Origin of the sequence: Mycetocola sp. BIGb0189 (assembly GCF_024810155.1) — a bacterium.
Classification (GTDB): Bacteria; Actinomycetota; Actinomycetes; order Actinomycetales; family Microbacteriaceae; genus Mycetocola; species Mycetocola lacteus.
On sequence record NZ_JANUED010000008.1, the window covers coordinates 151,327 to 173,859 of the forward strand.

General features: G+C 62.4%; 22 protein-coding genes and 1 tRNA gene. 11 read left to right on the top strand and 12 right to left on the bottom strand.

Annotation, left to right across the window (positions count from 1 at the left end; all coding sequences use genetic code 11):
• Positions 1 to 67: 67 nt before the first annotated feature.
• Entirely contained in the window at positions 68 to 361 is a 294-nt protein-coding gene (locus M2390_RS13490) for a DUF3263 domain-containing protein (RefSeq protein WP_030148234.1), read from the bottom strand.
• Between the two features lie 188 nt (positions 362 to 549).
• On the opposite strand from M2390_RS13490, the gene msrB reads away from it, so the two are divergent.
• Both msrB and M2390_RS13500 read left to right on the top strand, forming a co-directional pair.
• Complete coding sequence (gene msrB, locus M2390_RS13495; RefSeq protein WP_259179498.1) at positions 550 to 954, top strand: peptide-methionine (R)-S-oxide reductase MsrB; 405 nt, start codon at positions 550 to 552, stop codon at positions 952 to 954.
• Between the two features lies 1 nt (position 955).
• Positions 956 to 1,501, top strand: coding sequence for a nitroreductase family protein (locus tag M2390_RS13500; protein WP_259179499.1), 546 nt, complete (start codon positions 956 to 958; stop codon positions 1,499 to 1,501).
• Positions 1,502 to 1,561: 60 nt separating this feature from the next.
• Here M2390_RS13500 and M2390_RS13505 read toward each other — a convergent pair whose 3' ends face one another.
• Positions 1,562 to 2,548, bottom strand: a complete 987-nt coding sequence (locus M2390_RS13505) for a DMT family transporter (protein WP_259179500.1) — start codon at positions 2,546 to 2,548, stop codon at positions 1,562 to 1,564.
• 224 nt (positions 2,549 to 2,772) lie between these two features.
• On the opposite strand from M2390_RS13505, the gene M2390_RS13510 reads away from it, so the two are divergent.
• The 6 genes from M2390_RS13510 (at position 2,773) to M2390_RS13535 (ending at position 9,671) form a co-directional block, all read left to right on the top strand.
• Positions 2,773 to 3,765 (top strand): LCP family protein, encoded by a 993-nt coding sequence (locus tag M2390_RS13510; RefSeq protein WP_259179502.1) that lies wholly within the window; start codon positions 2,773 to 2,775, stop codon positions 3,763 to 3,765.
• A gap of 103 nt (positions 3,766 to 3,868) precedes the next feature.
• Positions 3,869 to 4,567 carry a DapH/DapD/GlmU-related protein gene (locus tag M2390_RS13515; RefSeq protein ID WP_259179504.1) on the top strand — a complete coding sequence of 233 codons (699 nt, stop codon included), beginning with the start codon at positions 3,869 to 3,871 and terminating at the stop codon, positions 4,565 to 4,567.
• Positions 4,568 to 4,574: 7 nt separating this feature from the next.
• Positions 4,575 to 5,666 (top strand): glycosyltransferase family 4 protein, encoded by a 1,092-nt coding sequence (locus M2390_RS13520; RefSeq protein WP_259179505.1) that lies wholly within the window; start codon positions 4,575 to 4,577, stop codon positions 5,664 to 5,666.
• Entirely contained in the window at positions 5,666 to 7,087 is a 1,422-nt protein-coding gene (locus M2390_RS13525) for a hypothetical protein (protein WP_259179506.1), read from the top strand. The genes M2390_RS13520 and M2390_RS13525 overlap by 1 nt, the downstream gene beginning before the upstream one ends.
• 4 nt (positions 7,088 to 7,091) lie before the next feature.
• A complete protein-coding gene (locus tag M2390_RS13530; RefSeq protein ID WP_259179507.1) occupies positions 7,092 to 8,321 on the top strand; it encodes a lipopolysaccharide biosynthesis protein in 1,230 nt (409 codons plus the stop codon).
• Between the two features lie 96 nt (positions 8,322 to 8,417).
• A complete protein-coding gene (locus M2390_RS13535; protein WP_259179509.1) occupies positions 8,418 to 9,671 on the top strand; it encodes a hypothetical protein in 1,254 nt (417 codons plus the stop codon).
• An 86-nt stretch (positions 9,672 to 9,757) separates the two neighbouring features.
• Here the strand turns inward: M2390_RS13535 and M2390_RS13540 are convergent, their stop codons facing one another.
• A complete protein-coding gene (locus tag M2390_RS13540) occupies positions 9,758 to 10,867 on the bottom strand; it encodes a glycosyltransferase (RefSeq protein ID WP_259179510.1) in 1,110 nt (369 codons plus the stop codon).
• A gap of 39 nt (positions 10,868 to 10,906) precedes the next feature.
• On the bottom strand, positions 10,907 to 12,367 hold the full coding sequence (locus M2390_RS13545; protein ID WP_259179512.1) for a sugar transferase: 1,461 nt from the start codon (positions 12,365 to 12,367) through the stop codon (positions 10,907 to 10,909).
• Positions 12,368 to 12,640: 273 nt separating this feature from the next.
• On the opposite strand from M2390_RS13545, the gene M2390_RS13550 reads away from it, so the two are divergent.
• Positions 12,641 to 13,915 carry an ROK family transcriptional regulator gene (locus M2390_RS13550; protein ID WP_259179514.1) on the top strand — a complete coding sequence of 425 codons (1,275 nt, stop codon included), beginning with the start codon at positions 12,641 to 12,643 and terminating at the stop codon, positions 13,913 to 13,915.
• Positions 13,916 to 13,972: 57 nt separating this feature from the next.
• On the opposite strand, the gene M2390_RS13555 is transcribed toward M2390_RS13550, so the two are convergent.
• From M2390_RS13555 to M2390_RS13580, 6 genes are read right to left on the bottom strand one after another with little or no spacing between them, the layout of a single operon-like run.
• Positions 13,973 to 15,220, bottom strand: coding sequence for an MFS transporter (locus tag M2390_RS13555; RefSeq protein WP_259179515.1), 1,248 nt, complete (start codon positions 15,218 to 15,220; stop codon positions 13,973 to 13,975).
• Positions 15,217 to 15,888, bottom strand: coding sequence for a ThuA domain-containing protein (locus M2390_RS13560; protein ID WP_259179516.1), 672 nt, complete (start codon positions 15,886 to 15,888; stop codon positions 15,217 to 15,219). Before M2390_RS13560 ends, M2390_RS13555 begins: the two co-directional genes overlap by 4 nt.
• A 24-nt stretch (positions 15,889 to 15,912) precedes the next feature.
• Positions 15,913 to 16,872 carry an aldo/keto reductase gene (locus M2390_RS13565; RefSeq protein ID WP_259179518.1) on the bottom strand — a complete coding sequence of 320 codons (960 nt, stop codon included), beginning with the start codon at positions 16,870 to 16,872 and terminating at the stop codon, positions 15,913 to 15,915.
• A 2-nt stretch (positions 16,873 to 16,874) separates the two neighbouring features.
• Positions 16,875 to 17,810: a carbohydrate ABC transporter permease gene (locus tag M2390_RS13570; RefSeq protein WP_121687350.1), complete on the bottom strand. Its 936-nt coding sequence runs from the start codon at positions 17,808 to 17,810 to the stop codon at positions 16,875 to 16,877.
• Entirely contained in the window at positions 17,810 to 18,796 is a 987-nt protein-coding gene (locus M2390_RS13575) for a carbohydrate ABC transporter permease (protein ID WP_121687351.1), read from the bottom strand. The genes M2390_RS13570 and M2390_RS13575 overlap by 1 nt, the downstream gene beginning before the upstream one ends.
• Positions 18,797 to 18,802: 6 nt before the next feature.
• A complete protein-coding gene (locus tag M2390_RS13580; RefSeq protein ID WP_259179521.1) occupies positions 18,803 to 20,101 on the bottom strand; it encodes an ABC transporter substrate-binding protein in 1,299 nt (432 codons plus the stop codon).
• Positions 20,102 to 20,437: 336 nt separating this feature from the next.
• On the opposite strand from M2390_RS13580, the gene M2390_RS13585 reads away from it, so the two are divergent.
• Complete coding sequence (locus M2390_RS13585) at positions 20,438 to 20,917, top strand: hypothetical protein (RefSeq protein WP_259179522.1); 480 nt, start codon at positions 20,438 to 20,440, stop codon at positions 20,915 to 20,917.
• Positions 20,918 to 20,932: 15 nt separating this feature from the next.
• The gene (locus M2390_RS13590; protein ID WP_259179523.1) at positions 20,933 to 21,163 is read left to right on the top strand and encodes a hypothetical protein; all 231 of its coding nucleotides are present in this window, start codon (positions 20,933 to 20,935) and stop codon (positions 21,161 to 21,163) included.
• Positions 21,164 to 21,226: 63 nt separating this feature from the next.
• Here M2390_RS13590 and M2390_RS13595 read toward each other — a convergent pair.
• Together M2390_RS13595 and M2390_RS13600 are read right to left on the bottom strand one after the other, a co-directional pair.
• Positions 21,227 to 21,302, bottom strand: a tRNA-Thr gene (locus M2390_RS13595).
• Positions 21,303 to 21,376: 74 nt separating this feature from the next.
• The gene (locus M2390_RS13600; RefSeq protein WP_259179524.1) at positions 21,377 to 22,303 is read right to left on the bottom strand and encodes a thioredoxin domain-containing protein; all 927 of its coding nucleotides are present in this window, start codon (positions 22,301 to 22,303) and stop codon (positions 21,377 to 21,379) included.
• Positions 22,304 to 22,533: the final 230 nt, after the last annotated feature.

The following is a 22,533-nucleotide window of genomic DNA, read 5'->3' on the forward strand; positions in this document are numbered from 1 at the left end:
TGATTCCTCATGGCGGGTCGAGCAGCCGGGCAGATGCCCGGTACGGCGGGAAAACGATCGAGGGAGGCTAGTGCTGTCCGGTGGCGCGGCGTTCGCGGGCGGCCTGGCGGGCCTGACGCAGTCGCTGCAGACGTTTGATCAGCATCGGGTCAAAGATGAGGGCGGCGGGACGATCAATCAGTCCCGAGAGGATCTGATAATACCGAGCCGGGGACAGCGAGAGTTCGGCACGAATGGCCTCCTCCTTCAAACCCGGGTGCTGCCACCAGCGGTTTTCAAACTCGAGGATCGCACGTTCGCGATCGCTGAGCGCACCGGCACGCACGGGTTCCGGCGTAGGTGCCGTGGAATCGGAACTCATTGTCATCTCCCCACCAGTAGCGCTCACCTCAAGAGGTCCGTGGGGTAATCCTAACCCGAATCCCCGACGCTAGATGGGGACCTGCTGAGAGAACCCCCACCCAACCGGTGAGACTTACCCCAATAGGGGGAACAAACCGTGGGCGAGAGCGTTAGATTAGGAGTGGATCACCACCCGAAGGAGACGGTATGAACACCCCTGTGAACAAGAGTGACGCCGAGTGGCGTGAAGAACTGAGCCCCGAGCAGTATCAGGTGCTGCGTGAGGCCGCGACCGAGCGTCCCTGGACCGGCGAGCTGCTGGACGAGGAGCGCGCCGGCCTCTACACCTGTGCGGCCTGTGGTGCCGAACTGTTTAAGAGTGGAACCAAGTTTGATTCGGGCTGCGGATGGCCGAGCTTCTACGAGTCCGTGCGTCCCGAGGCGGTCAAGCTGATCGAGGATAGCTCGCTGGGCATGGTCCGCACCGAGGTGCGCTGTGCAACCTGCGACTCGCACCTGGGACACGTCTTTGACGACGGCTTCGGAACCCCCACCGGCGACCGTTACTGCATGAACTCGATCGCCCTGAACTTCACCGCGGAATCTGAGTAGCGTGAGCGCAGGGGCATACGAGGCCGCACTGACGCGGCGATCACGATCAAAGGTATCGCCGGAAACCCCGGATCACGATGAGCTGGTGCGGCTGGTTTCGGCTGCGGGTCGCGTTGCCGATCACAGTGGCCTGGAACCGTGGCGGCTGATCGAGCTGCGCGGCACCGACCGTCACCGTCTCGGTGAGGCGCTGGCGGAGGCTGAAGGCAAGCGCTCTCCCTCCACTAAGCCGCTGCGTGCCGAACTGCTGATCGCGATCGTGTTTGCCCCGAAAAAGTCGCATAAGGTTCCCGAGTGGGAGCAGGAGGCCGTGGCCTCGGGTGTTGCGCACGTGCTGAGTCTGCTCCTGGACGAGGCCGGCTGGGGTGTGCTGTGGCGCACCGGCGAGCTGACTCGTACCGACCCCGTACACCGGATGCATGGACTCGCCCCGCAGGAGAAGCTGCTGGGCTGGCTGTACGTGGGTGGGGTGCTCCCCCGCGACAAACCCGAGCGGCCCCGCACCATCGACGGCGCTCGGTTCATCACCGGCCTGCCGACCGCGTAAAACACAGAATGCCCGTGCCCCTGATGATCAAGGGCACGGGCACTTTGCTGTGCCGGTGGCCTATTCGGCGCCGGTGTGAGCGGCCGCGGGGGCCGCATGACGGTGACGGCCCCAGCGCGGCAACCCGGCAATAATTGCGGCAACCAGCGCGAGGAGTGCACCGCCGACGGTGGCGAAGGACATCTGGTCAGCACCGAAGTCCATCAGGTCCAGGATCACCGCGGTGATCAGCTGACCGGCGATCATGCCCATCCCCATCAGCAGCACGCCGGTGGAGGCGACAATCCACGCCGAGAGTCCGATGCAGACACACCCGATCAGTCCGCCCACGTAGAGGGACGGATCGCTCGGCCAGGTGAACTCGGTGAAGTGCGGTCCGCCACTGATAAAGACGGCGCAGAGCAGCGCGAAGGTGCCGAACAGGAAGTTTAGGAACGTGGCCGAGAGCACGCTGTTTGCGGCCGCACGCACACGTCCGTTAACCGCCTGCTGCCAGCCCAGCAGAAGCCCGGCAATAAAGGGCAGGATCAGTGCCCACACGGGAATGTCCACGGAGATCTTGCCGGTCACCGACCAGCCGGCGGCGGCAAGCACAAGCGCGGCACCCAGCAGTCGGTTGATACTCGGCCGAACCCGTCCAAGCGGCCCAAATCCGATGCCGTCGAGGATGAGCCCGGACACGGTCTGCCCGGCAACCACGGCGACGCTGAACATCGCGATGCCCACGATGGCCCCCACCTGGCTCTGGCTAAACACCAGGAATGCGCCGCAGAAGCCCGCCAGCAAAATCCACCAGGGAACCGTTTTCCCGGCAATTCCGCGGAAGATCGCGGCGACTCCGCGGCGCCCCGGGCGGGAGAAAATCATGATCAGCGAGAGGACTACCAGGCCCGACCCGAACGAGACGGCGGCCGCGGCCAGGCCGTCGTGTAGTGCCTCACCGAGGTGACCGTTAATGCGAGCCTGAATCGACATGGCCGATCCGATCACGACGGCAAGAATAAGCGCAATCCAGCGCGGGAGAATGCGGGCGGTCCGCTGTGACATGGTGAAGCCTTCCAACTTGGCGTACGCAAGGGGTCGCACGCCGCGTGCCAGCTTACTCCGTGGGTACGACGCATACCCCCATACCGGGGGACCTGATCGCCGAGTTCCTGCGGCTGTCAAAAATGCCTGTCCACCACGTTGTCTCTACACCCGTTATCATTAGTGACTGCCCTGTGCCCAAAATCGGCACGTCTCCCCGTACCGGCAAGGACAACTCTTTACATATGGCCCTCACCAAGAAAAAGCGCATCAGCCTGACAGTGATCCTGTCCATTGTTGTGGTGGTGCTCGCCGTCGCCGTCGGCGGCGGAATTTTCGCCCTGACCCTCGCTCAGAAGTTTGATGGTCAGACCGAGAAGATCGACGATCCGTTCCCCGATGAGGCGAGCCGTCCCGCCAAGACCGACACCGGCGCACAGAACATCCTGCTGCTCGGCTCGGATACTCGCGGCGAGATCGGCGATAAGGAGCTCGACAACATCAAGGGAGACCGCTCGGACTCGATGATGGTCCTGCACATTCCCGGCGACCGCTCGGGTGTGTACATCACCTCCTTCATGCGCGACAGCTGGGTACCGATCCCCGGCCACGGCTCCGCCAAGATCAACGCGGCAATGGCCTACGGCGGCCCGAAGCTGGCGGTACAGGTGGTTGAGGGACTCATTAACACCCGCATCGACCACGTCGCCGTAATCGACTTCGACGGTTTCGAAAAGCTGACCGATGCGCTGGGTGGCGTGACGATCGATAACCCGATCACCTTCACGGCCCTGCACGGAGGCAAGACCTTTAACCAGGGCGAGATTACCCTCGATGGCAAGGACGCACTGTCGTTCGTGCGCGAGCGCTACTCGTTCCAGGATGGCGACTACCAGCGTGCTCGTAACCAGCAGCTGTATATGAAGGGCATCCTCAACAAGCTGCTGAGCAAGGAAACGCTGACCAACCCGGGTCGTGTGATCGAATCAATCGATGCGCTGGCACCCTTCCTCAAGGTTGACAGTGGTCTGAACGCGGCCTTCGCGGCTGGCCTCGCACCGAGCATGGCTAACGTGCGCGGCGATGACGTGAAGTTCTTCACCGCTCCGACCACCGGAACCGGCACTTCGCCCGATGGACAGTCAATCGTGCTCCTCGACGATGCCAAGATGGCCCAGCTTGCCACGGCTTTCCAGACCGACAAACTCGCCGAGTTCATCGCCGCAAACCCCAAGTAGCTCGCGCAAAGGCACCCACAAGACGAGGTCGGCTCCACGATTTTTAGCATTCAGGGCGCCCCGAACTTCACCGTGAAAAAGAGTAGAACAGGATCATTGAAACTTGGGATTCATTGACAAGATCATCGGCGACCAAAAACGTCGGGTAGCTGGTCACACCGATCTGAGCGGGTGGCAGCGGGTGAGCTGGCAACTCGCACGCAAGACCTCCGCGATGATGGTGCGAGGCATGGGACGTGGCCCGTTTCTTCGCTCGCGTCGTGGTCAGGTCCTCCTCGGCCGCGGGGTCAGAATCCACAACCCTCAGTTCATCTCGGTGGGTGCAAATTTTGTGGTGGAGGACTTTGCCGAAATCCAGGGGCTGGCACGGGATGGGTTGGTATTCGGTAATTCGGTTTCAATCGGTTCGGGCGCGATGATCAGGCCCAGTAGCTACTACTCTCGCGACATCGGGGTAGGCCTGGTCATGGGAGACCGCTCAAGCATGGGTCCCAACTGCTACATCGGATGCTCAGGAGGCATCGAAATTGGCGACGATGTCATGCTCGGACCGGGTGTTCGCCTCTTCGCCGAAAACCACAATTTTGACGATACTGATTCCGAAAGCATCAAGGAGCAGGGTGTCACCTGGTCACCCATTGTTATCGAGGACGGCGCCTGGCTTGCCAGCGGCGTCACGGTAACCTCCGGTGTTCGTATCGGCAAGGGGGCGGTCATCGCCGCGGGCGCTGTGGTAACCCGAGACGTTCCTGCCGGAGGCGTATATGGCGGAATCCCCGCCCGAGATCTCAAGAAAAGATAAACACACAATGTCGAAAAAAATCCTCTTCATCCACCCCTCGGATGAGCTCTATGGTGCCGACCGTGTGCTCCTTGAAACCCTTGCCGCGCTGCCGAAAGACTGGACACTTGAAGCCTGGCTTCCCAGCGACCTGGACTATGGCGACAAGCTTTTGAGCGCCGCACTGATCGAGCAGGGAACCCGGGTTCGCTCGATGAAACTCCCGGTGCTGCGCCGCGCGTACATTACTCCCCTCAAGCTTGTTCGCATTGCCGGATGGGCCATTTCGTTCTTTGGCAAGCTGGCAAAAAACCGGCCGGATCTGCTCTATGTGAATACGACCGCTCTGTTCCTTGCGGTGCCTTTAGCCCGTATCCTACGTATTCCCACGGTGGTGCACCTTCACGAGTCGCTGCGCGGCACCGAGGGCAGGGTCATCTGGTCGGTCATCTCCCGGGCGAATCAAATCGTGGCCGTGAGCAACGCAATCGTTGAGGATGCTCCTGCTCGAGCACGCGCTAAAACCCGCGTAATCTATAACGGTTTCGATCTGCCCCCAGCGCAGCCGCGTGAACGACACGATAAGATCCAGCTTCTCTTCGCCAGTCGGTGGAGCGGGTGGAAAGGTGTCGACGTCCTCATCGACGCTTGGGACAGTGTGGATACCGAACGCTTCGAGCTGACCGTGCTCGGAGGTCCGCCGAGCAGCGGAGTCAGCATTGACGTCCCAAATCTGGTGACGCAGTCATCCGCCCGCTCACAGATCAACGTGGTTGGCGAAGTTCACGATGTGCGACGGTACATCGACGCGGCTGATGTGGTTATTGTCCCCAGCATCCAGCCCGATCCTCTCCCCACGATCGCCATCGAGGCCGCAAGTGCCGCTCGCGCCACCATCGCCACGCGGACCGGTGGCCTGCCGGAGATCGTGGCCGAGGGCGAAACCGGCTGGCTTGTCGTTCCCGGTTCGGCCGATTCACTCGCCGCTGCAATCAACGCCCTCGATGAGGAGTCCCTCACCGTAGCCGGCGATGCGGCGGCCACACGATTCGCGGATAAATTTGCCGTCAGCCGCTACCACCATGAAATCGCAGAAGTGCTCGAGGGGTGGGCAAAATAGTGTCTACCGAACAAACTTCCTCGGTTCGACGCACGCTTAACCTCACCGGGCGACCCTATACAATCGCGGTTGTTGTGGTTCTCAGCATCGTTGCACTGAGTGCCTTTACCGGCTACTACGGGTTCCCCATTCTCGGGTTTGTTGTGCGACCTGAACAGGTTACCCCCGTGCTCCTGCTGATTCTGGTGCTCGTCTCGGCGGACGGTCGCGCTGGCCTTCTACAGGTTGTCCGTCGACGCTCGATCTGGGTTCTGCTCGCGTTCATCGCGCTGAATCTCATTTCCACCGCGTTGTTCTCGCCCAGTCTGGTCAAAAGCGCATCGATTCTGACCTGGTTTGTGCTCGATACGATCCTGTTTGCTTCGCTCCTCGCACTCGGACCGATCCTGTCCAGGTTTGAGCGGGCGCTCGTCTGGAGCATTGTTCCCTGGGCGTTAATCGGCATCATCTCAGCTACCCTGGCCAATCAACTCAAGCTCACCGGATTCGGTGTCGACTTTGACTGGCTCTATCAGGTTTGGGTAGCCCGTGGCACCTCGCTCGAAGCCAACATCTACGCGACCTTCATCATTCTGTTGCTGCTGCTTTTTGTCTGGCGCTACCACCAGCGTCCGTGGGTAGTCGTTGTGGTCTCGGCTCTCGCGTCCTTCGGCCTTGTAGCGTCCCAAACACGCACCTCGTTTATCGCGCTGCTGGGAAGCCTGGTTGTGCTGATCCTGGCGGGGTTCCTCTTTCGAAAGAGCGTCACCCATGTGCGTGCGCGAATCATCTCTGCGGGCACGGCTTTTGTTGTGGTTCTTGCCGTGTTCTTTGCCTCGGGAGCAATCAGCAGTTTCCTGTACGAGCAGGCTCCGCTCAACAACGATGGTGCCACCGTGGCACCCAGCGATCCCGCAACGCCGAGCGCCGCTCCCGGGGCCTCAAGCACCCCGACCTCATCCTCAAGCACCCCCATCGTCCCGGACATCGACAACCCCGATACCAAGGACAAGCTCGGGGATCTGTCGCTTGGCGGCGGAACCTTCGTTTTCCGTCTCCAGGTATTTGATCTGGCAAAGCAGGAAATGAACGGTGTGAACCTCTGGATCGGCAACGGGACAAACACATTCGGTCTGCGGCACGAACAGCCAGGAACACCGGGAGTGGCCGGACACATCATCATGCTCCCGATCCAGATTGTCTACGATGTAGGTCTGATCGGACTCGCGCTCCTCGTCCTCTTCTTTGTTCTATTGGTACGGGAAACGCCTCGTCACCGAAGGCCGATCCTCTTGGCGGTGATTGGGGCCATTGCGGTGACTTCAACACTGACCAGTAGTTTCTGGTTTGCAATGATCTGGATCGTCCTGGCAGTGGCCGCCGGCAGTGTTCGCGCCCGGCGAGGCGAACCCACTGCGTCCTCGACCCCGCAAGTCGGGTAACACGATGCGAGGTTTCGCCGGTCGAATCTTCTCCTTCTCCGGCCTACAAATCCTTTCCGGGATTTCGCCCCTGCTGATCCTGCCGGTGATCAGTCGGGTTTCGGGCCCGGATGGGTGGAGCAGCATCGCGATTGGCCAGTCGATTGGCGCGATCGCCGCCGCAGTGATCCTCTACGGTTGGGGGCTGACCGGCCCCGCCAAGGTGGCGGTAGCCCCCACTGCGGAGCGTGGCGGACTGTACCGCGACAGCGTTCTCACCAGAAGCGCGCTAACGCTTGTCATGGCACCACTCGCAGCCGTCGGGGCAGCGCTACTCGCATTCGCCGAGTTTCGTGTGGAAGCCGCAATCATGGCCGTGGGTATGGCCCTGATGGGACTCGCCCCGAACTGGTACGCGGTGGGTATTGGCCGCGCGAGAATCGTCGCCGCGTTTGACACGGTGCCTCGTCTTGCAGTGACCATAGGGTCATCTCTTCTCATCATCGTCACCGGAAACATCCTCATCTATCCCGTGCTCCTCACGGTTGTCGGGCTGGTCACCGCGTGGCTAGCGCACCGGACGCTTTCCGAACGTCGCAGACTCTCCCGCGGCGATCTTAAGGTAGTTCAAGCAAACCTGCGATTCAGGTTCAAACCCGCGGCATCGGCTCTCACAATGGCCACATATGAGAGTTTTCCCGTCTCGCTCATGTCGATCGTTAGTCTGCCAAGCGTGGCGGTATTCGCCGCCGCCGAACGCATCAACCGGTACGGCATGATCATCATCTACTCCGCCAGTAACTCGCTCCAGGGCTGGGTCGCAGGGACGGGTAGCGCCGCACGTAAACGTCGACTCACCGCACTTCTCTTCCACACCGTGCTCGGACTTACCGGGGCAGCGGTGATGGTTTTCTTCGGGCCCTGGCTTAGCACCGTCCTCTTCGGATCGCTGATCACCATTGGGTCCGACACCGCGCTGTTCTTCGGGCTCTCGCTTGGGCTCATGTCGATCACCACCTCGATCAATTTCCACATTTTTATCCCTCTCGGGCTCAACACCCAGGTGTTTGTGGGGACACTCATTGCGGCGAGTGTGTCGGTGGCCGCGGTATCCGTCTTGGGCGGTCTCTATGGGGCTCCGGGCGGCGCACTCGGCGTTCTGTGCGCCCAGTTGGCTCTGCTGCTGTGGCAGATTATCGTTCTTCTTCGACACAGATCAGAGGTCCGCGTCCACAACCGGTCAGACGGCTCGTAGCCGAAAACCGATTACTCGTTTTCCATCAGATTCACCTCATGAAAAGAGCTCACCATCCTAAGACGATTTATCGAGAGTGCGTTATTCATTCCGCTCGTGATGGTGGTAGCGAGTTTCAGCTTTGTCGGGTGGAATATCTCCCAGCACGACACGACATCCGCCGCGGATGAATATGTCTATATCGACTACTTCGACAAGGTTCCCGACTCCTTCCGCCTTCACAACGGTGAACCCACCGGAAACCTGGCTCGCCAGTATGCACTTTGTCATGGAATTCGTGGGTATATAGACGCAAACCCGGCGGCGTGTGAGGGTGCACTCACGGATGAGCACATCGCGTCACTTCCATTTAGTGGGGAAACAACTGCCGATATCTATACCCCCACATATTTCATGATCACCAAGGCGTTTGCCTATCCGCTCAGCATATTCACCGGAGGAGATCTGGTTAATGCCGCTCGACTGACGGGAGCGCTGTGGCTGGCCGGCGCAGGAATCTTCCTATCCCTGACGCTGTCTCGACTCCGCGTCTCGCGGTTGACTTCCGTGCTGGCACCATTGGCGATTATCGGCTCGGTACCCGCCTACACGGCGAATACGTATCTGAGCACGGACGCCCCGGCTCTGCTGATCGGGAGCGCGCTGACCTTTCTTGCTATTCGATACTTCCAAACCGGTCGCGGTTTGTGGTGGATACCGGTGATTTCTGTCATCGGTGGGTCCCTCAAACTCCAGAACCTCGCCATCACCGGCGTTGTAGTTCTTACTCTCGTCAGCTGGGTGCTCTTCCGATCAAGCCCGTTCGTACACAGAGGCAAGGCCGTTGTAGCTTCGGCGCTGGCAACCGTAATTCCTGTGGCAATTCAGCTTATTTGGACAATCATTCGAGCGTCAGACCTTGGTTCGAGTCAGCGGGAGATAGAACACAATCAGTTGGGACTGAGCAACATTGTTAGCGAGGTATTCAAGTTCCTCCCGACCCTTGGCCAGGGTGTGGAGGTGCTCTCCCTCGTGAACGCGGCCGGAATCGCCTCAGCGTGCCTGCTGAGTGTATTTGTTCTCTCCGGCTTCATCGGAGCGGCGAGCACGCAAACGGCACCGATATCCACCGTCGCCCGCTCCAGCCTTTTCATGTTGTTGGTTCTCGGCCCGCTGCTCGCAATCGCGGTGGCCGCCACAGAGGGGTATTATTTCGAACTTCCGATTCGCTACGCTCTCACGTTGCTGCCGCCTACCTTCATCGCGGCGGCGGTGTTTTTTGAAACTGGTACCGCCGGCAGGGTTCGCGCGGTTCCGGTAATCTGTTCACTCATTTTCGCGCTAGGTTTTGTCATCACAGGTACCCCCTAGTGTGCACCTAAAGGTGAAGCCCCGTCTCTTTTCAGAGGCGGGGCTTCTTCATACTCGCGAAGAACCCGATCAGCGGGCGTGAGACGTTATCCCGCCAACTCGGCGAGGTTTTCCTCGTAGGCCCCACACACACGATCCCATGTGTAGATGGCCCGACTGCGCTCCAGCGCGGTTGCGGCGCTGCGCTCCTGGAGGTCGGCATCACCCAGCATGCGTTCGCACGCCTGGATGATCGCCTGAGGCTCGGGAGCCGTCAGTACGGCACCCTCACCCAGCACCTCGCGGTTATACACGGTGTCACGGGCCACGGTGGGGGCACCGCAGGCCATCGCCTGGACCAGAGCCGGGTTGGTGCCACCCACGCTGTGTCCGTGGAAGTACACGCCGGCGTGCTGCCAGAGTGCGTGCAGCTTGGCGTCGTCGCTCACATGACCCAACCACTGCACACGCGGGAGGCGGGCTGCGAGGTCTTCGGCGCGCTCGTCGAGTTCCCCACCGTAACCGCTGGATCCCACAATCACCACGTCGTAATTCTGCCCCAGAGTCTCGACCGCATCAAAGAACTCGCCCACGGTGTTCTCGGGGACAAATCGGGCCACCACCAGCACGTAGCCGCGTCGGGTCAGCCCTTCAGGTACGGGCAGTGTCTCGGACGGCTCATCCCCGCCATAGGGGATGAACACCCCGTCAACCCCGAAGTCACGCTTCCAGCGTTCGGCGATGGCCTCGGCGTCATACACCATCCGGTTGCCCCAACGGGCGGTGAGCTTGGCACCGATCCGGAAGGTGAGCTTGGCCAGACGGCCCCATTTCTGACGGTCCCACTCGATACCGTCCACGTTCACCAGGGTCTTGATTCCACGCATCCGCAGCAGCGGCAGCCAGAATCCGTTGGCCACGTTCATCACCAGGGCCACATCCGGCTTGTGCCGGGCGGCATGCCAGCAGGCGGTCAATCCGTAGGTGAGCGTGCTGAGCGACTTCTTTTCGATGCCACCGGTCACCACGGTGTGCACACGAGGGTCCCGTCCAGGATCCTCATCCCGGGTCGACCCGGTACGCCCATACACGGTGACGTCCCATCCCTCATCGGCCAGATACGGAGCGATTCGGCGCACGGCGGTTTCAAACCCGCCATAGTAGCTGGGGTAGCCGCGCGTGCCGATCACAACAACGGATTTTGACGACGGAGCCATGGATTCACTTCGATTCTGCATAAAAATTACGGGGTCAAACTAGTAGGCGCCGCTGCTGCCCATTACCGCACGCACGGTGCGCCAGAGAATGATGAAGTCACCGGTCATGGACCAGTTCTCCACGTAGTAGAGGTCCAGGCGCAGGCTATCTTCCCAGGACAGGTCGCTGCGACCGCTGACCTGCCAGAGGCCCGTCATTCCGGGCTTTACCAGGAAGCGACGGTGTGCGGCGTCCTCGTATCGGTCAACCTCACTACGCAGCGGCGGCCGCGGGCCGACCAGCGACATATCGCCACGGAAGACGTTGATCAACTGCGGCAGCTCGTCGATGCTGTAACGGCGCATAAACGCGCCGAGCTTGGTGATTCGAGGATCGCTCTTCATCTTGAACAGAATGTCGTTACCCTGCGACTGATGACGCAGCGCGTCCAGCCGATCCTCGGCGTCCACCACCATCGAACGGAACTTCACCATGTGGAAGTCGTGACCGTTCAGCCCCACCCGCTTCTGCCGGAAGAACACCGGCCCACGCGAATCCTTTTTAATGAGAATCGCAAACAGGAGGAAGAACGGGGAGAGCAGCAGGAGGCCCAAGCCGGAACCGAGAATGTCCAGCGCACGCTTGGAGGAGTACTTACGTCCCTCAAACTCGGGGATGTCCACGTTGATCAGGGGCAGGCCCGAAACCGGGCGCGCACGAATTCGAGGTCCCGCGATGTCGGTCAGTGCGGGGGCGACAACCAGGTGAATCCGGCGGCTCTCCAGCTGCCAGCCCAGTTGTCTCAACGCCTCGGGGCTCATCTGATCGGAACCGGTATACACAACGGTTTCGATGGATTCCGAGTCCAGGACCCGCTCGATATCGGCCAGGCCTCCACGAACGGGAATACCGGGGAGGAGATCCTCGCGCGAACCGGTTGCCGAGGTGATCGCCGCAACCGGGGTCAGGCCCGAGCCCGGCGTGCGCAAAATCTCGGTGGCCACGTGGCGGGTCTGAACCGGCTCACCGATCAGCAGGGTGCGGTTGAAATACCATCCGCTCTTTCGCTTGTGTCCAACCCAGACTCGCCACATCCAGCGTGTGCCCACCAGCAAAATCAATCCGGCAGGCAACGCCAGCAGGAAATACCCTCGTCCGAGCTCGACCTTGCCCAGGTAGCAGATGATGGCAAGCAGACCGAAAACACGCAACGTCGCATCAATTACGAGTTTGTACTCGGTGGTCCCGCTGCCCAGAATTGAGGCGCGGCGGCTGGCAAACAGCGAGAGCGCAAACAGCCATACGGCGACCAGTACCGCGGAGAACACCGTATAGGACACAGAGAAGCCAAAACCGGAGGCATCCGCTTCGATGGCGAGGCTCTCGGTTTCGGTCCCAAAACGGATCCACTGACTGCCGAACACCGCAAAGAGAACGCTCAGCGTATCGGTGAACATCAGGCGACGGCGGTAGACCTGTTCCCAGCGTCGGGCAGGGGAAGGTACGGGCCAAGAAGGCATAGAAGAATGATCTTTCGGGGGAAGGCTGCGCCCGGGGGAAGCGCGGGGCGCGATCGAAAACGCATGCCCCAGAACCACAATAATGAATAACGAGCATTCTGGGAAAAAACCATAGCGAAAACCCGGAGAATCACCACGATAACCACCCCGTTTTGGGGGTGCCCAATCAGTTTTTCTGCCGATCAGCACCGTTCCCGCCGCCGTACGGACAGTCGTCGCCCGATCCACCGAGCGTTCTGGCACGATGGGATCAACCCGAGAAGGGAACCCGAGATGACATCCACACGCCCCGCCGCCAACGCCGACGGCATGCGTCGTCACAACCTCGCCGCGGTCCTGGAGATCATCCATCGTCGTCGGCAGCTTTCGCGCACCGAGATTACCCGGGCATCCGGGCTGAGCCGGTCCTCGATCAAGGGTCTGGTGGCCGAGCTGGAGACCCTCGGGCTGTGCTTTGAGAGCGAGCCGCTGGCCAACAATCGCTCGGGGCGTCCCTCCCCGATGGTGCAACCGCGACCCGATGTGCTGAGCGTCGCGGTAATGCGCGACGCCAACGGGATCACCGTGGCGTTGGCAACCCTCGGGGCGAAGATTGTCTGGCGTCGGGCGGTCCCCCTCCCCCGCAACGTGTCCGCCCGGGATACCGCGGATATCGTGGCCACCACGATCGCCGAAGCCCGGCAGGAGCTTCCCGCCGGAGCCGTGCTGGTGGGGATAGGCGTGGCTACCCCGGGGTTTGTGACCGGTGAGAATCACGAGTATGTGAGTGCGTCCTCGCTGGGATGGGATGCCGAACCGTTTGCCCGCTACCTCACCGAGGCCACCGGAATCCCGGCAGAAACACGCTATGACGGTCACCTGGGAGTGTTGGCCGAGAGTATCTGGGGGGCCGGGCTGGATCGAAAAAACGTTGTCTACTTCTACGGCGGCCCCGGCGGGATCGGCACCGCGGTGCTGGTGGGTGGGCACCTCCTCACCGGTAACACCGGTATCGCCGCCTCCTTCGCTCACGCCACCGTGCGGCCCGGCGGCGGGCGATGCTGGTGCGGTGCCCGCGGCTGCTTCCAGGTGGAGGTCACCCAGTACGACATTCTGCGTGCCCTCGGGGAGATCGGTGCCCTGCCCGAGCTGCCGCCCGAGGCCGCCGAGGACCGCTCCCCGCGCACCGTCTACGCTCCCCCGCACGATGACGATCCGGTACTTCCCGAGCCGCCGCAATCCCCGCACGAGCGTCTCGAGAGTTATCTGGCGCGCACCGGTGCCGCCCTGCGCGCGGCCGTGATCGCCTACGATCCCGAGCTGATCCTGTTTGACGGATTCTTCAGCCACCTGCTGGCCTATGATTCCGACACCCTGGCGAGCTACTGCGTGATCTCCAGCTTCGACAGCATGCGCCAACGGGTGGAGCTCGGCACCCCCGCGCTAGGTCCGGATCTCCTCCTCCTCGGTGCGGCAGACCTCGGATTCCGTCGTCTCCTCGCCGATCCTCTCGGCGTCATCGGCGGACAGCCCTCGGGTGAGATTACTCCGGCCGCCGAGCCGCGTTAACCGGTCGCGCCGTCATATTCCGATTCGGGAACATGACGGCGCGACCGCGTTTCGACGTTAGGACTCGTCGGGTTTTTTGAGCAGGAAGGTCATCGCCAGCGCGAGGACCTTGACTCCCAGACCCACGGTGAGCGCAAACCGCAGACCGTGCCCATCCGCGAGGATGCCGTACACCGGCGCGAACAGCCCACCCACCGTGGCCCCGAGGCCCAGGGTGAGTCCGCTTGAGGTTCCGATCCGGTTCGGCAGGTACTTCATCCCCAGCGCAACCTGCACCGAGAACGGGATGAAGGCGGCAAACCCGAGCACCGCAATCGCGATCAGCGCGACCACCGTGCCCGGCGCAAGCAGCATGACTCCGAGGGCCAGTGGGCCGATCAGGTAGCCCAGACGCAGGGTGAGGATATGGCCGATCCGGTCGGCAAGCCAGCCGCCGGCCAAGGTTCCCAGCACACCCATCCCGGTGAACAGGGTCAGGCTTCCGGCACCAAACTCGGTACTGACCCCGAACTCGCTAATCAGGAACAGGGCGAGGAATGCCTGGATTCCGGCCGATCCCGCCGAGGACAGGATCACCATCGCCGAGAACCAGCCGAATGCTCGCCAGTCATCCTTGCCCTGCCGTGCGGGCTTCGTCGGAGACGGAGCGGCAACACCCGAGCGCGCACGCTTTGCCCGTTCGACACCGCGCCAGATCGCCATCAGCAGCGCCAGAGCCACCGCCGGAAGTGCAAGGAGCGGGGTGGCAGCGAGGCCCAGGTTTCCGATCACCAGCGACACCGCGAGCGGTGCCAGCGCCATACCGATATTTCCGCCGACCGAGAAGACCGCGAGCCCGCTGGTGCGCGGACCCGAGGCGGCCTTCGCCTGACGTGTGGCCGAGGGATGGTACGCGGCGACCCCGAGGCCGGTGCCGGCGACCGCGAGACAGGTCAGCAGCAGGTCCTGGGTGAGCCCCGAGATGCCGACACCGACACCGGCGATCAGGAACCCCACCACCGCGAGCCAGGGAATGCGCCAGCGATCCACCAGCAGCCCAAACGCGGGCTGGAGCACGCTGCCCAGTAGGTTGGCGGCGAGCATGATCGCGCTGGCCGCGGCGTAGGTATAGTTGCGCTCCAGCACCATAAACGGGATCAGCGCCGGCACCGCCCCCGCGTAGAAATCGTTGACCACGTGGGTCACCGACATCAGCGCGAGCTTTCCGCGTTGTACCTCCCCGGTCATGCGCGGGGGCGCTACCTGCGGCAGCGCCCCCGTTCCAACCGATTCCAGGGAATCAATCGCCTCGTTTTTTGAGGTCACTCTGCCAGCAGCCAATCCACCTCGCGGCGCAGCAGCTCGTGCCGTTCCGGGGTGTCAAACGCCTGTACGCCGTGGCCCAGGGCGTCGTAGACGGTGCGGGCACCGTCCTGTTCGGTGGTCCACACCAGTGCGTGGGTCAGGTCGGCATAGTCGTGGGTCAGTAGAACACGGCTGCCCGGGTATGCCTCCAGATAGCTGTACATCTCGTCATAGGGATGGAAGTCGGCAAAGCCCGCGGTGATCGGGTGATCCGGGTCCGAAACCTGTACGTGCGAGACGCCGATCGGCGGGTGCATCGAGGTCCCGCGCACCCACTCGCCGCCGATCCACTGGTGCCACTCGTCCAGCCCATCGAGGCTGTTCGTGGCGGCGTGCAGCGCGAGGATCGGTGCCTTACGGGCGCGGTAGGCACGCAGCGCGGCGAAGGCCTCGTCCCACTCCTCGCGCGGACCGTCGGAAACCTCGGTGTACTCGCCAAAGCCCGAGTTGACCACCAGCAGGTCGGTATCCTCCAGCTCCTCGAGGATGCCCTGCGGCTTGAGCGCCCGCAGCACAACCTCGTGCCCGGCCTCCTGCAACACCTGGGCGACGCGGAAGCCCGTCGCGGTGAAATCGTGCCAGCGGTCCTGGTACTGACCGGAGCCGGTCAGGATGGTGATTTTTGCCATGATGTTTCCCTTTCTCGGGTGGGGTTAGGGGTGCAGCAGGGTGGTGGGGATCGGGGCCGAAACCAGGCCGGAGGCATCCAACTCCGCCCACAGCTCGGCGGGGATCTCCCAGCTGGCCCAGGACAGGTTCTGGTTCAGCTGGCCGCGGTCGGCCACCCCGGTGAGGATCATGTCCACCTCGGGATAGCCCAGCACATACTGGATGGCCACCGCACCGATGGGCACGCCGTAGCGCTCGCTCAGTGCGTGAATCGCGGCGACCCGCTCGACGATCGCGGGCGGGGTGGGCTGATAGTGGAAGTGACCGGAGTCCTTGCCATCCACCAGGCCCGCGTGCAGGGTCGAGGCGATGCTCAGGGTCACGCCCTGCTCCCGCACCAGCGGGATCACCTCGTCCAGCGCCTCGGAGTCCACCAGCGAGAAGCGGCCGGCGAGCAGCGCGGCGTCCAGCTCGATTTCGCGCAGGAACCGGGCGAGCATCGGTGCCTGGGTGATGCCGACGCCGATGGCACCGATCACGCCCTCGGCGCGCAGCTCCTGGAGTGCCGCATACGACTCGGTGGAGGCCTGGTCATAGAAGCGATCGGGATCGTGGATATACGCGATGTCCAGCCGGTCTACGCCCAGCCGGGCGAGGGAGGCGTCCACCGAGCGGCGAATCCCGTCGGCCGAGAAGTCGTAGCGCCACAGCGCATCCTCGTGTTCGAGGACCGGTTCGCCGTCGCGCACCAGGCGGCCCACCTTGGACGAGAGCACGTACTCCTCGCGGGGATACCGGGTCAGCGAGGGCCCAAACAGCTTCTCCGAGGCACCTCCACCGTACATCGGGGCGGTGTCGAAGTAGCGGATTCCCGCATCCCAGGCGGCATCCACCAGGTCGTCGCTGTTGGCCTGCGGGTCGGCATGATGGATCAGCGAGGTTGCGCCGAGGGCCAGGCCGCGGGCCTGCGGGAAGGTAACCCGCTTGGTGGGTTCGGTTGTCATGATTAGCCTTTCAGTCCGCCGCCGAAGTTGATACGCATGTACTTCTGCAGCCAGATAAAGATGATGATCAGCGGAATGGTGGCCACGAGTGATCCGGAAATCACCAGGGTCGGGATGATGGCCTCCTCGGTATCACTACCGCGCATCATGCTGTAGAGGCCGAGGGAGAGGGGGTACTTGGTGTTGTCGCTCAGCATGATGAACGGCAGCAGGAAGTTATTCCAGATTCCCACGAACTGCAACAGGAACACGGTGAGCAGGCCGGGTGCCATCAAACGCAGCCCAATCGCCGAGAAGATTCGAAACTCGCTGGCCCCGTCCACGCGTCCGGCATCCAGCAGCTCCCGTGGTACCGAGGAGGCGGCAAACACGCGGCACAGCCACATCCCAAACGGGCTGACCATGACCGGGAACAGGATCGCGAAGTACGTGTTGGTGAGCTCAAGCTGAGCCATCAGCAGGTACTGCGGGATCGCCACCACCACGCCGGGCAGCAGCATGCCGGTGAGCACCAGGCCGAAGGCGACCTGCTTGCCGCGGAACTCGTACATCGCCAGGCCGTAGCCGAACGCCGCCGAGACCAGCACCGAGAGGGCGGCGCCTCCGCCGGCGTAGATGACCGAATTGCCCATCCACGTCCAGAACGCGCCATCCTGATAGTTACCCAGCTGGGCGACGTTGCGGAAGAACCCGTCGATCCCGTCGGGGATAAACGTGTTGGTGGTGAAGAGGGTATCGCGCCCCTTGGTCGAGGCACTCACCAGCCAGAACAGCGGAATGAAGCAGTACAGCGAGCCGATGATCAGGATCGCCGAGGGGATCGCGCCGAGCGCCTTACGCTTGGCCCGAGCGCGTTCGCGCTTGATCTCCTGCGGCGGACGCTCGCTCGCCGGCAGCGCGGCGGCGACGGGAACCGGGGTCTTATCGATCGTGGTCATCAGTCGCCCGATCCCTTCTTACCGGCCAGCCGGAAGACCAGCAGCGAGAGTCCAAAAGCGATCAGCGCGATGATGATCGCCCCGGCCGCGGCCATGTTGGTTTCGCCCTGCTCAAAGGCCAGGCGCTGGATCTCCATCAGCGGCACCCAGCCGGAGGTGATGGAGGGGGACATGGTTTTCATGGTCTGCGGCTCGGCGTACACCTGAACCGCGCCGATCACACCAAACAGCAGGGTGAAGATCATCGAGGGCACCACGAGCGGCAGCTTGACCTGGATCGCGATGCGCAGCTCGCTGGCCCCGTCGATCCGGGCCGCCTCATAGATCTCCCGCGGGATACCGCTGAGCGCGGTGTGGAGGATGATCATGTTGAAGCCGATGCCACCCCACACGGCGATGTTGACGATCGAATAGAACACCAGCGAGTCCCCGAGAAAGTCCGGGGTCGGGAAACCGAAGAAGGTGAAGATGTCCCCGAACGGGCTGGTGCGCTCGTGGTACATGTAGCCCCACATGAGCGTGGCAATCACACCGGGCACCGCGTAGGGGATAAAGATGATCGTCTTGGAAACCGTGCGTAGCTTGGAGACGCCCACATCCAGCGCCAGGGCGAAGACCAGCGCCAGGCCGAGGGTGATCGGGATCACCAGCAGGCCGTAGTACCCGGCGCGGGCCAGGCCCGACCAGAACACCGAGCCCTCGAGGATCGCCGCGAAGTTGTCGAAACCGACAAATACCGAGGCACGTTCGGAGGCACCGATGATGCCCGAGGAAACCTTATTGGAGAAGAAGCTGAGGTAGACCGAGTAGCCGATCGGGATCAGCAGGAACAGGGTGAAGAGGGTGATCCCCGGTGCGATAAACAGGTACGGGGCGAGGCGGTGGCGGCCCTTCTTCGGGCGGCCCGGGCCGGCCGGGGCCCGACCGGGCGCGAGCGAGCGTCGCGTCCGGGCGGGGCCGGCCTGTTCGAGAACTGACTGAGACATGTGGGACTAGTCCGTCACCGTGAAGCCCGTGCGCTTCATATCGTCCACCACGGTGGTCTGAAGCTTCTTGATGGCGTCATCCATCGACAGCTCCCCGGCCACGGCCTTGGGCGCGATGTCCTTCCAGGTACTCTGCATCAGCAGGGCGTTGGGACCCCAGTTGGAGAACGTCTTGGCCTTCTGGCTGGCGACCAGCTTGAGGTAGTCCTGGGCCGGGTCGATCGGGCTCGGGCGCATCTCCAGGATCTCCCTGGAGTTGTCCAGGCGGTCGCTGCCGGAGAGGTTGTTGGAGTACTTCCAGCGGGTGAGAATGCCCTCCTCGGAGTCGGTGAACCACTCGATGAAGGTCTCGGCGGCCTGACGCACCTTGGTGTTCTTGACCAGGATGATCGCCGATCCACCGGACACCGCGGTCTCGGTATCACCCTCGTTCCATACCGGCATCGGTGCCGCACGCCACTTACCATCCAGCTGCGGGTTGGCGTTCATGATGGTGCCGGGTGCCCAGGCACCGGCGTTCCAGGAGAGGATCGTCCCGTCGGCGAGCATGTTGTTGACACCGGGGCCGGTCTCGGTGGAGATCAGACCCTCCTTGATGAGCTTGGAGCGGAAGTTCGCGGCCTTGAGGGTGGCCGGGTCATCGATGCCCACGGTCCACTTCTCGCCGTCGGCCTTCCACCAGTCGGCACCGGCCTGCGCCGACCATCCGGCCAGGTCGTTGGAGTCGTAGTTGTAGTTTCCGAGCACCTTGTCCGGGGCAACCTCCTTGACCTTGCGGGCGAGCGCCTCATACTCGTCCCACGTGGTCGGAACGGTCAGTCCCAGCTGGTCAAACAGGTCGGCGCGGTAGAAGAACATCATCGGGGTGAAGTCCTCGGGTGCGCCGTAATCCTTGTCACCGAAGTGCACCAGGCCGCGCACGGATTCGCGGTAGTCACCCTCATCGATCTTCAGGTTTTCCAGCGGGGCCACGGCCCCCTGGGAAACCAGGTAGGGCAGCATCTGATACTCGGCCTTGATCACGTCGGGGGCGTCTCCGGCCTGGACGGCGGCGATCAGCTTGGCGGCGATATCGGGCTGGTTGGAGGGGACCACGGTCAGCTTGACCTTGATATTCGGATGAGACTTTTCGAAGGCCTCAACGATCTGCGGGGCGTACTGCGTGGGGTGCCAAAACTTGATGGTCACGGGCTTATCGGCGGTGCCGAGACCCTTATCCTCTTCGGCGCTTGCCCCACCGGAGCATCCGGCAAGCAGGGCCACGATGGCCGTGGCGGCGAGGAGGGAGAGGAAACGTTTTTTCATGGGCGTTGCTCCTTTGCAGGTCAATGACGAAACGTGATGCGGGTGTGAGTTTCCCTCCCCCGGGCGCACCAATCACCGCCCTCATTGGCGGTGCCAGAATCACGATTCCCCTACGTGATTCCGGGTGCCCCCGACCTTCCGGAGGTATGTTCACGTCATCAACATACCTCATTTAGGTCCCGTGTCCATAGCCCAATCGAAATTTTCTTAGGTCGCGGTGCGCGATGATGCGATCGACCGCTTCGACTCTCCTCCACAGCGCGAGGGAAATACCCGACTATCCACAGATCAAGCGGCTCCGGGTATCAGGGCGCTCGCTGTGCGTAGTGTTCAAACATGCCCGTCCACACCCTGAACATCACCGCCACGGCCACCGCCGCCATCGGCGCCATCGGCGCTGCTCTCGGTGCCGGTGCGGTTTCCGGCGCCAGCGCATCGCATCCACTCGATTTCTGGCATGGACTCGCACGGTGGGCCGGCACCACCGGCTTTGCGGGTGTGGTCGCCAGTATCGCCGCGATGATCACCATCTTCACCGCACGCAAGAAACAGCGCGAAGACATCTGGTGGCAGCGAGTCGAGTGGGGACTCACCCACTACTTTGGCGCCGAGGAGAGCGCCGAACGAGAAACCGCGCTGGGTATCCTCACCGAGATGGCGAGCTCACGCCTGGGTGGAATCGACGGCAGCCGGTTACTTCTCGCGGCCTCGGCGGTTTTCTCCCAGGATGCCGCCGTGGAACACGCACGTTCTCCAAGTGGACAGAAGTCGGACACCAGCTTTACTCACATGCACGAACCCGAGGAACATCGATAAGCAGAGGAGGAAACCATGACCAACGACTACAGCCGCCTTCCCCTGGGGCTTCCGCCGACCCACAACGAGCTTGTCTACGCCGCGAACATTCGGTTTCGAGCCGAGCAGGCACAGGGCATCGCCTCGCCCGAGTGGGTCATTGACCTCGCCTCGGAGCTCTGGCCGGCTCGCCGACGACGCTGGTATCACACGCTATTTCTTGGCGACAAGCCGCTGCGTCGCAAACCGCCACGGCTCAGACGGTGACGCGATCCCACGCAAAACCCCCGGCCGCACCGTGCCGATGGGCACGGGGACCGGGGGGGGTGATGGAGCCGTTTGCGAGAATCGAACTCGCGACCTTCGCATTACAAGTGCGGCGCTCTGCCAACTGAGCTAAAACGGCGGGTGCGGATCAGGCACCCCATTATTCTAGGGCACCCAATCGCGCGCGGTGCAACTTCACGCACCGAGGATGGTCTATTCGGCGGGAGCTTCGCTCTCGGTGGGATCGGCTGACGGCGTGGGTGAAACGCTCGCCTTGTTCTGAGTTTCGCTGGCGATCGACAGCACAAACGCGCGGAACTCCTTGGAGCTGGTCAGCTCACCGGTGTACACCTTCTCGTTCACCAAAACGGTGGGCATCGTCACCACCTTGTCCAGCTTCGAGTTCGGCACCGGCTCATTCATCGCGGTATCGGTGACACTGCTCACCCAGCCCTTATAGGTCTGCTTGGTGATGCACTCCTCGATCGAGCTCGCGTCCGATACCTTGGCGTCCTTGGCCAGCTTCACCAGGTCATCATCGCTGCGACCGGTGGTGCCCTCGGTGGGCTGGTCCTTATACATCGCCGCGTTGAAGGCGAAGAACTGATCGGGAGCGAAGTTTGCGACACAGGCGGCGGCATTTGCGGCCCGTACGGAGTACTGACTGCCGGCCGACTTACTGGCCAGCGGTGCAATCGGGTGATATTCGACGGTGATCGCGCCGTCCTTGACCAGGGTTTCCAGCATCTCGGCGTTAGCCTTCTGGAACGCACCCATGTCCGAGGCGATGTAGTCGGCGTAGATACGAATGTTGGGCACCGCCGGGTTGATCTCGGTGGGCTTAGCCGGGTCTGCGATCGGCTGAGAATCCGTGCGAACTGCCTTCAGCTCGGCCCCCACCACGATGCCGCCGCTGATCATGTTTGCGGGGGTTGTGGTCGCGGAAGGCTCGGTGGTGCGCAGCGACATCACGACACCCACCACGATGGCTCCGACCACGATCACGCCGGCACCGATCAGGAGCACACGCCCCAGAATATCCTTGCGGCGCTGGGCGCTGCGCAGTTCGGTGGCGCGCTCACGCGCGGCCTGTCGGACCGATCGGTTCCGGGGCGACTTCGGGTCTGCGTCGTTAGTCATTCGTCCTCGCTCAATGCGTGTCTACATCGGAATTAGACGACACGCGAACTCCGAGTTTACCCAGCGCATCTGAAAATAGCCCAAACGCGTCCCCGTTGAGGGGACGTTTTCCCAATCCGGGCGCAGACGTTCCGAAACCACGCCCGGGCGTGCCATACTAAAAAACGTGACACTGGCGTCACACCCCGAGCTGTTAAGAACGGGGTTCCATCACAACGGATCGTCCGGCA

What these genes read in the sequence shown, in the direction of transcription:
- M2390_RS13600 (WP_259179524.1), bottom strand. Translation starts at nt 22,303, where the DNA reads ATGACTAACGACGCAGACCCGAAGTCGCCCCGGAACCGATCGGTCCGA.
- M2390_RS13510 (WP_259179502.1), top strand. Translation starts at nt 2,773, where the DNA reads ATGGCCCTCACCAAGAAAAAGCGCATCAGCCTGACAGTGATCCTGTCC.
- M2390_RS13490 (WP_030148234.1), bottom strand. Translation starts at nt 361, where the DNA reads ATGAGTTCCGATTCCACGGCACCTACGCCGGAACCCGTGCGTGCCGGT.
- M2390_RS13590 (WP_259179523.1), top strand. Translation starts at nt 20,933, where the DNA reads ATGACCAACGACTACAGCCGCCTTCCCCTGGGGCTTCCGCCGACCCAC.
- M2390_RS13545 (WP_259179512.1), bottom strand. Translation starts at nt 12,367, where the DNA reads ATGCCTTCTTGGCCCGTACCTTCCCCTGCCCGACGCTGGGAACAGGTC.
- M2390_RS13565 (WP_259179518.1), bottom strand. Translation starts at nt 16,872, where the DNA reads ATGACAACCGAACCCACCAAGCGGGTTACCTTCCCGCAGGCCCGCGGC.
- M2390_RS13575 (WP_121687351.1), bottom strand. Translation starts at nt 18,796, where the DNA reads ATGTCTCAGTCAGTTCTCGAACAGGCCGGCCCCGCCCGGACGCGACGC.
- M2390_RS13540 (WP_259179510.1), bottom strand. Translation starts at nt 10,867, where the DNA reads ATGGCTCCGTCGTCAAAATCCGTTGTTGTGATCGGCACGCGCGGCTAC.
- M2390_RS13530 (WP_259179507.1), top strand. Translation starts at nt 7,092, where the DNA reads ATGCGAGGTTTCGCCGGTCGAATCTTCTCCTTCTCCGGCCTACAAATC.
- M2390_RS13520 (WP_259179505.1), top strand. Translation starts at nt 4,575, where the DNA reads ATGTCGAAAAAAATCCTCTTCATCCACCCCTCGGATGAGCTCTATGGT.
- M2390_RS13570 (WP_121687350.1), bottom strand. Translation starts at nt 17,810, where the DNA reads ATGACCACGATCGATAAGACCCCGGTTCCCGTCGCCGCCGCGCTGCCG.
- M2390_RS13580 (WP_259179521.1), bottom strand. Translation starts at nt 20,101, where the DNA reads ATGAAAAAACGTTTCCTCTCCCTCCTCGCCGCCACGGCCATCGTGGCC.
- M2390_RS13550 (WP_259179514.1), top strand. Translation starts at nt 12,641, where the DNA reads ATGACATCCACACGCCCCGCCGCCAACGCCGACGGCATGCGTCGTCAC.
- M2390_RS13585 (WP_259179522.1), top strand. Translation starts at nt 20,438, where the DNA reads ATGCCCGTCCACACCCTGAACATCACCGCCACGGCCACCGCCGCCATC.
- M2390_RS13560 (WP_259179516.1), bottom strand. Translation starts at nt 15,888, where the DNA reads ATGGCAAAAATCACCATCCTGACCGGCTCCGGTCAGTACCAGGACCGC.
- M2390_RS13505 (WP_259179500.1), bottom strand. Translation starts at nt 2,548, where the DNA reads ATGTCACAGCGGACCGCCCGCATTCTCCCGCGCTGGATTGCGCTTATT.
- msrB (WP_259179498.1), top strand. Translation starts at nt 550, where the DNA reads ATGAACACCCCTGTGAACAAGAGTGACGCCGAGTGGCGTGAAGAACTG.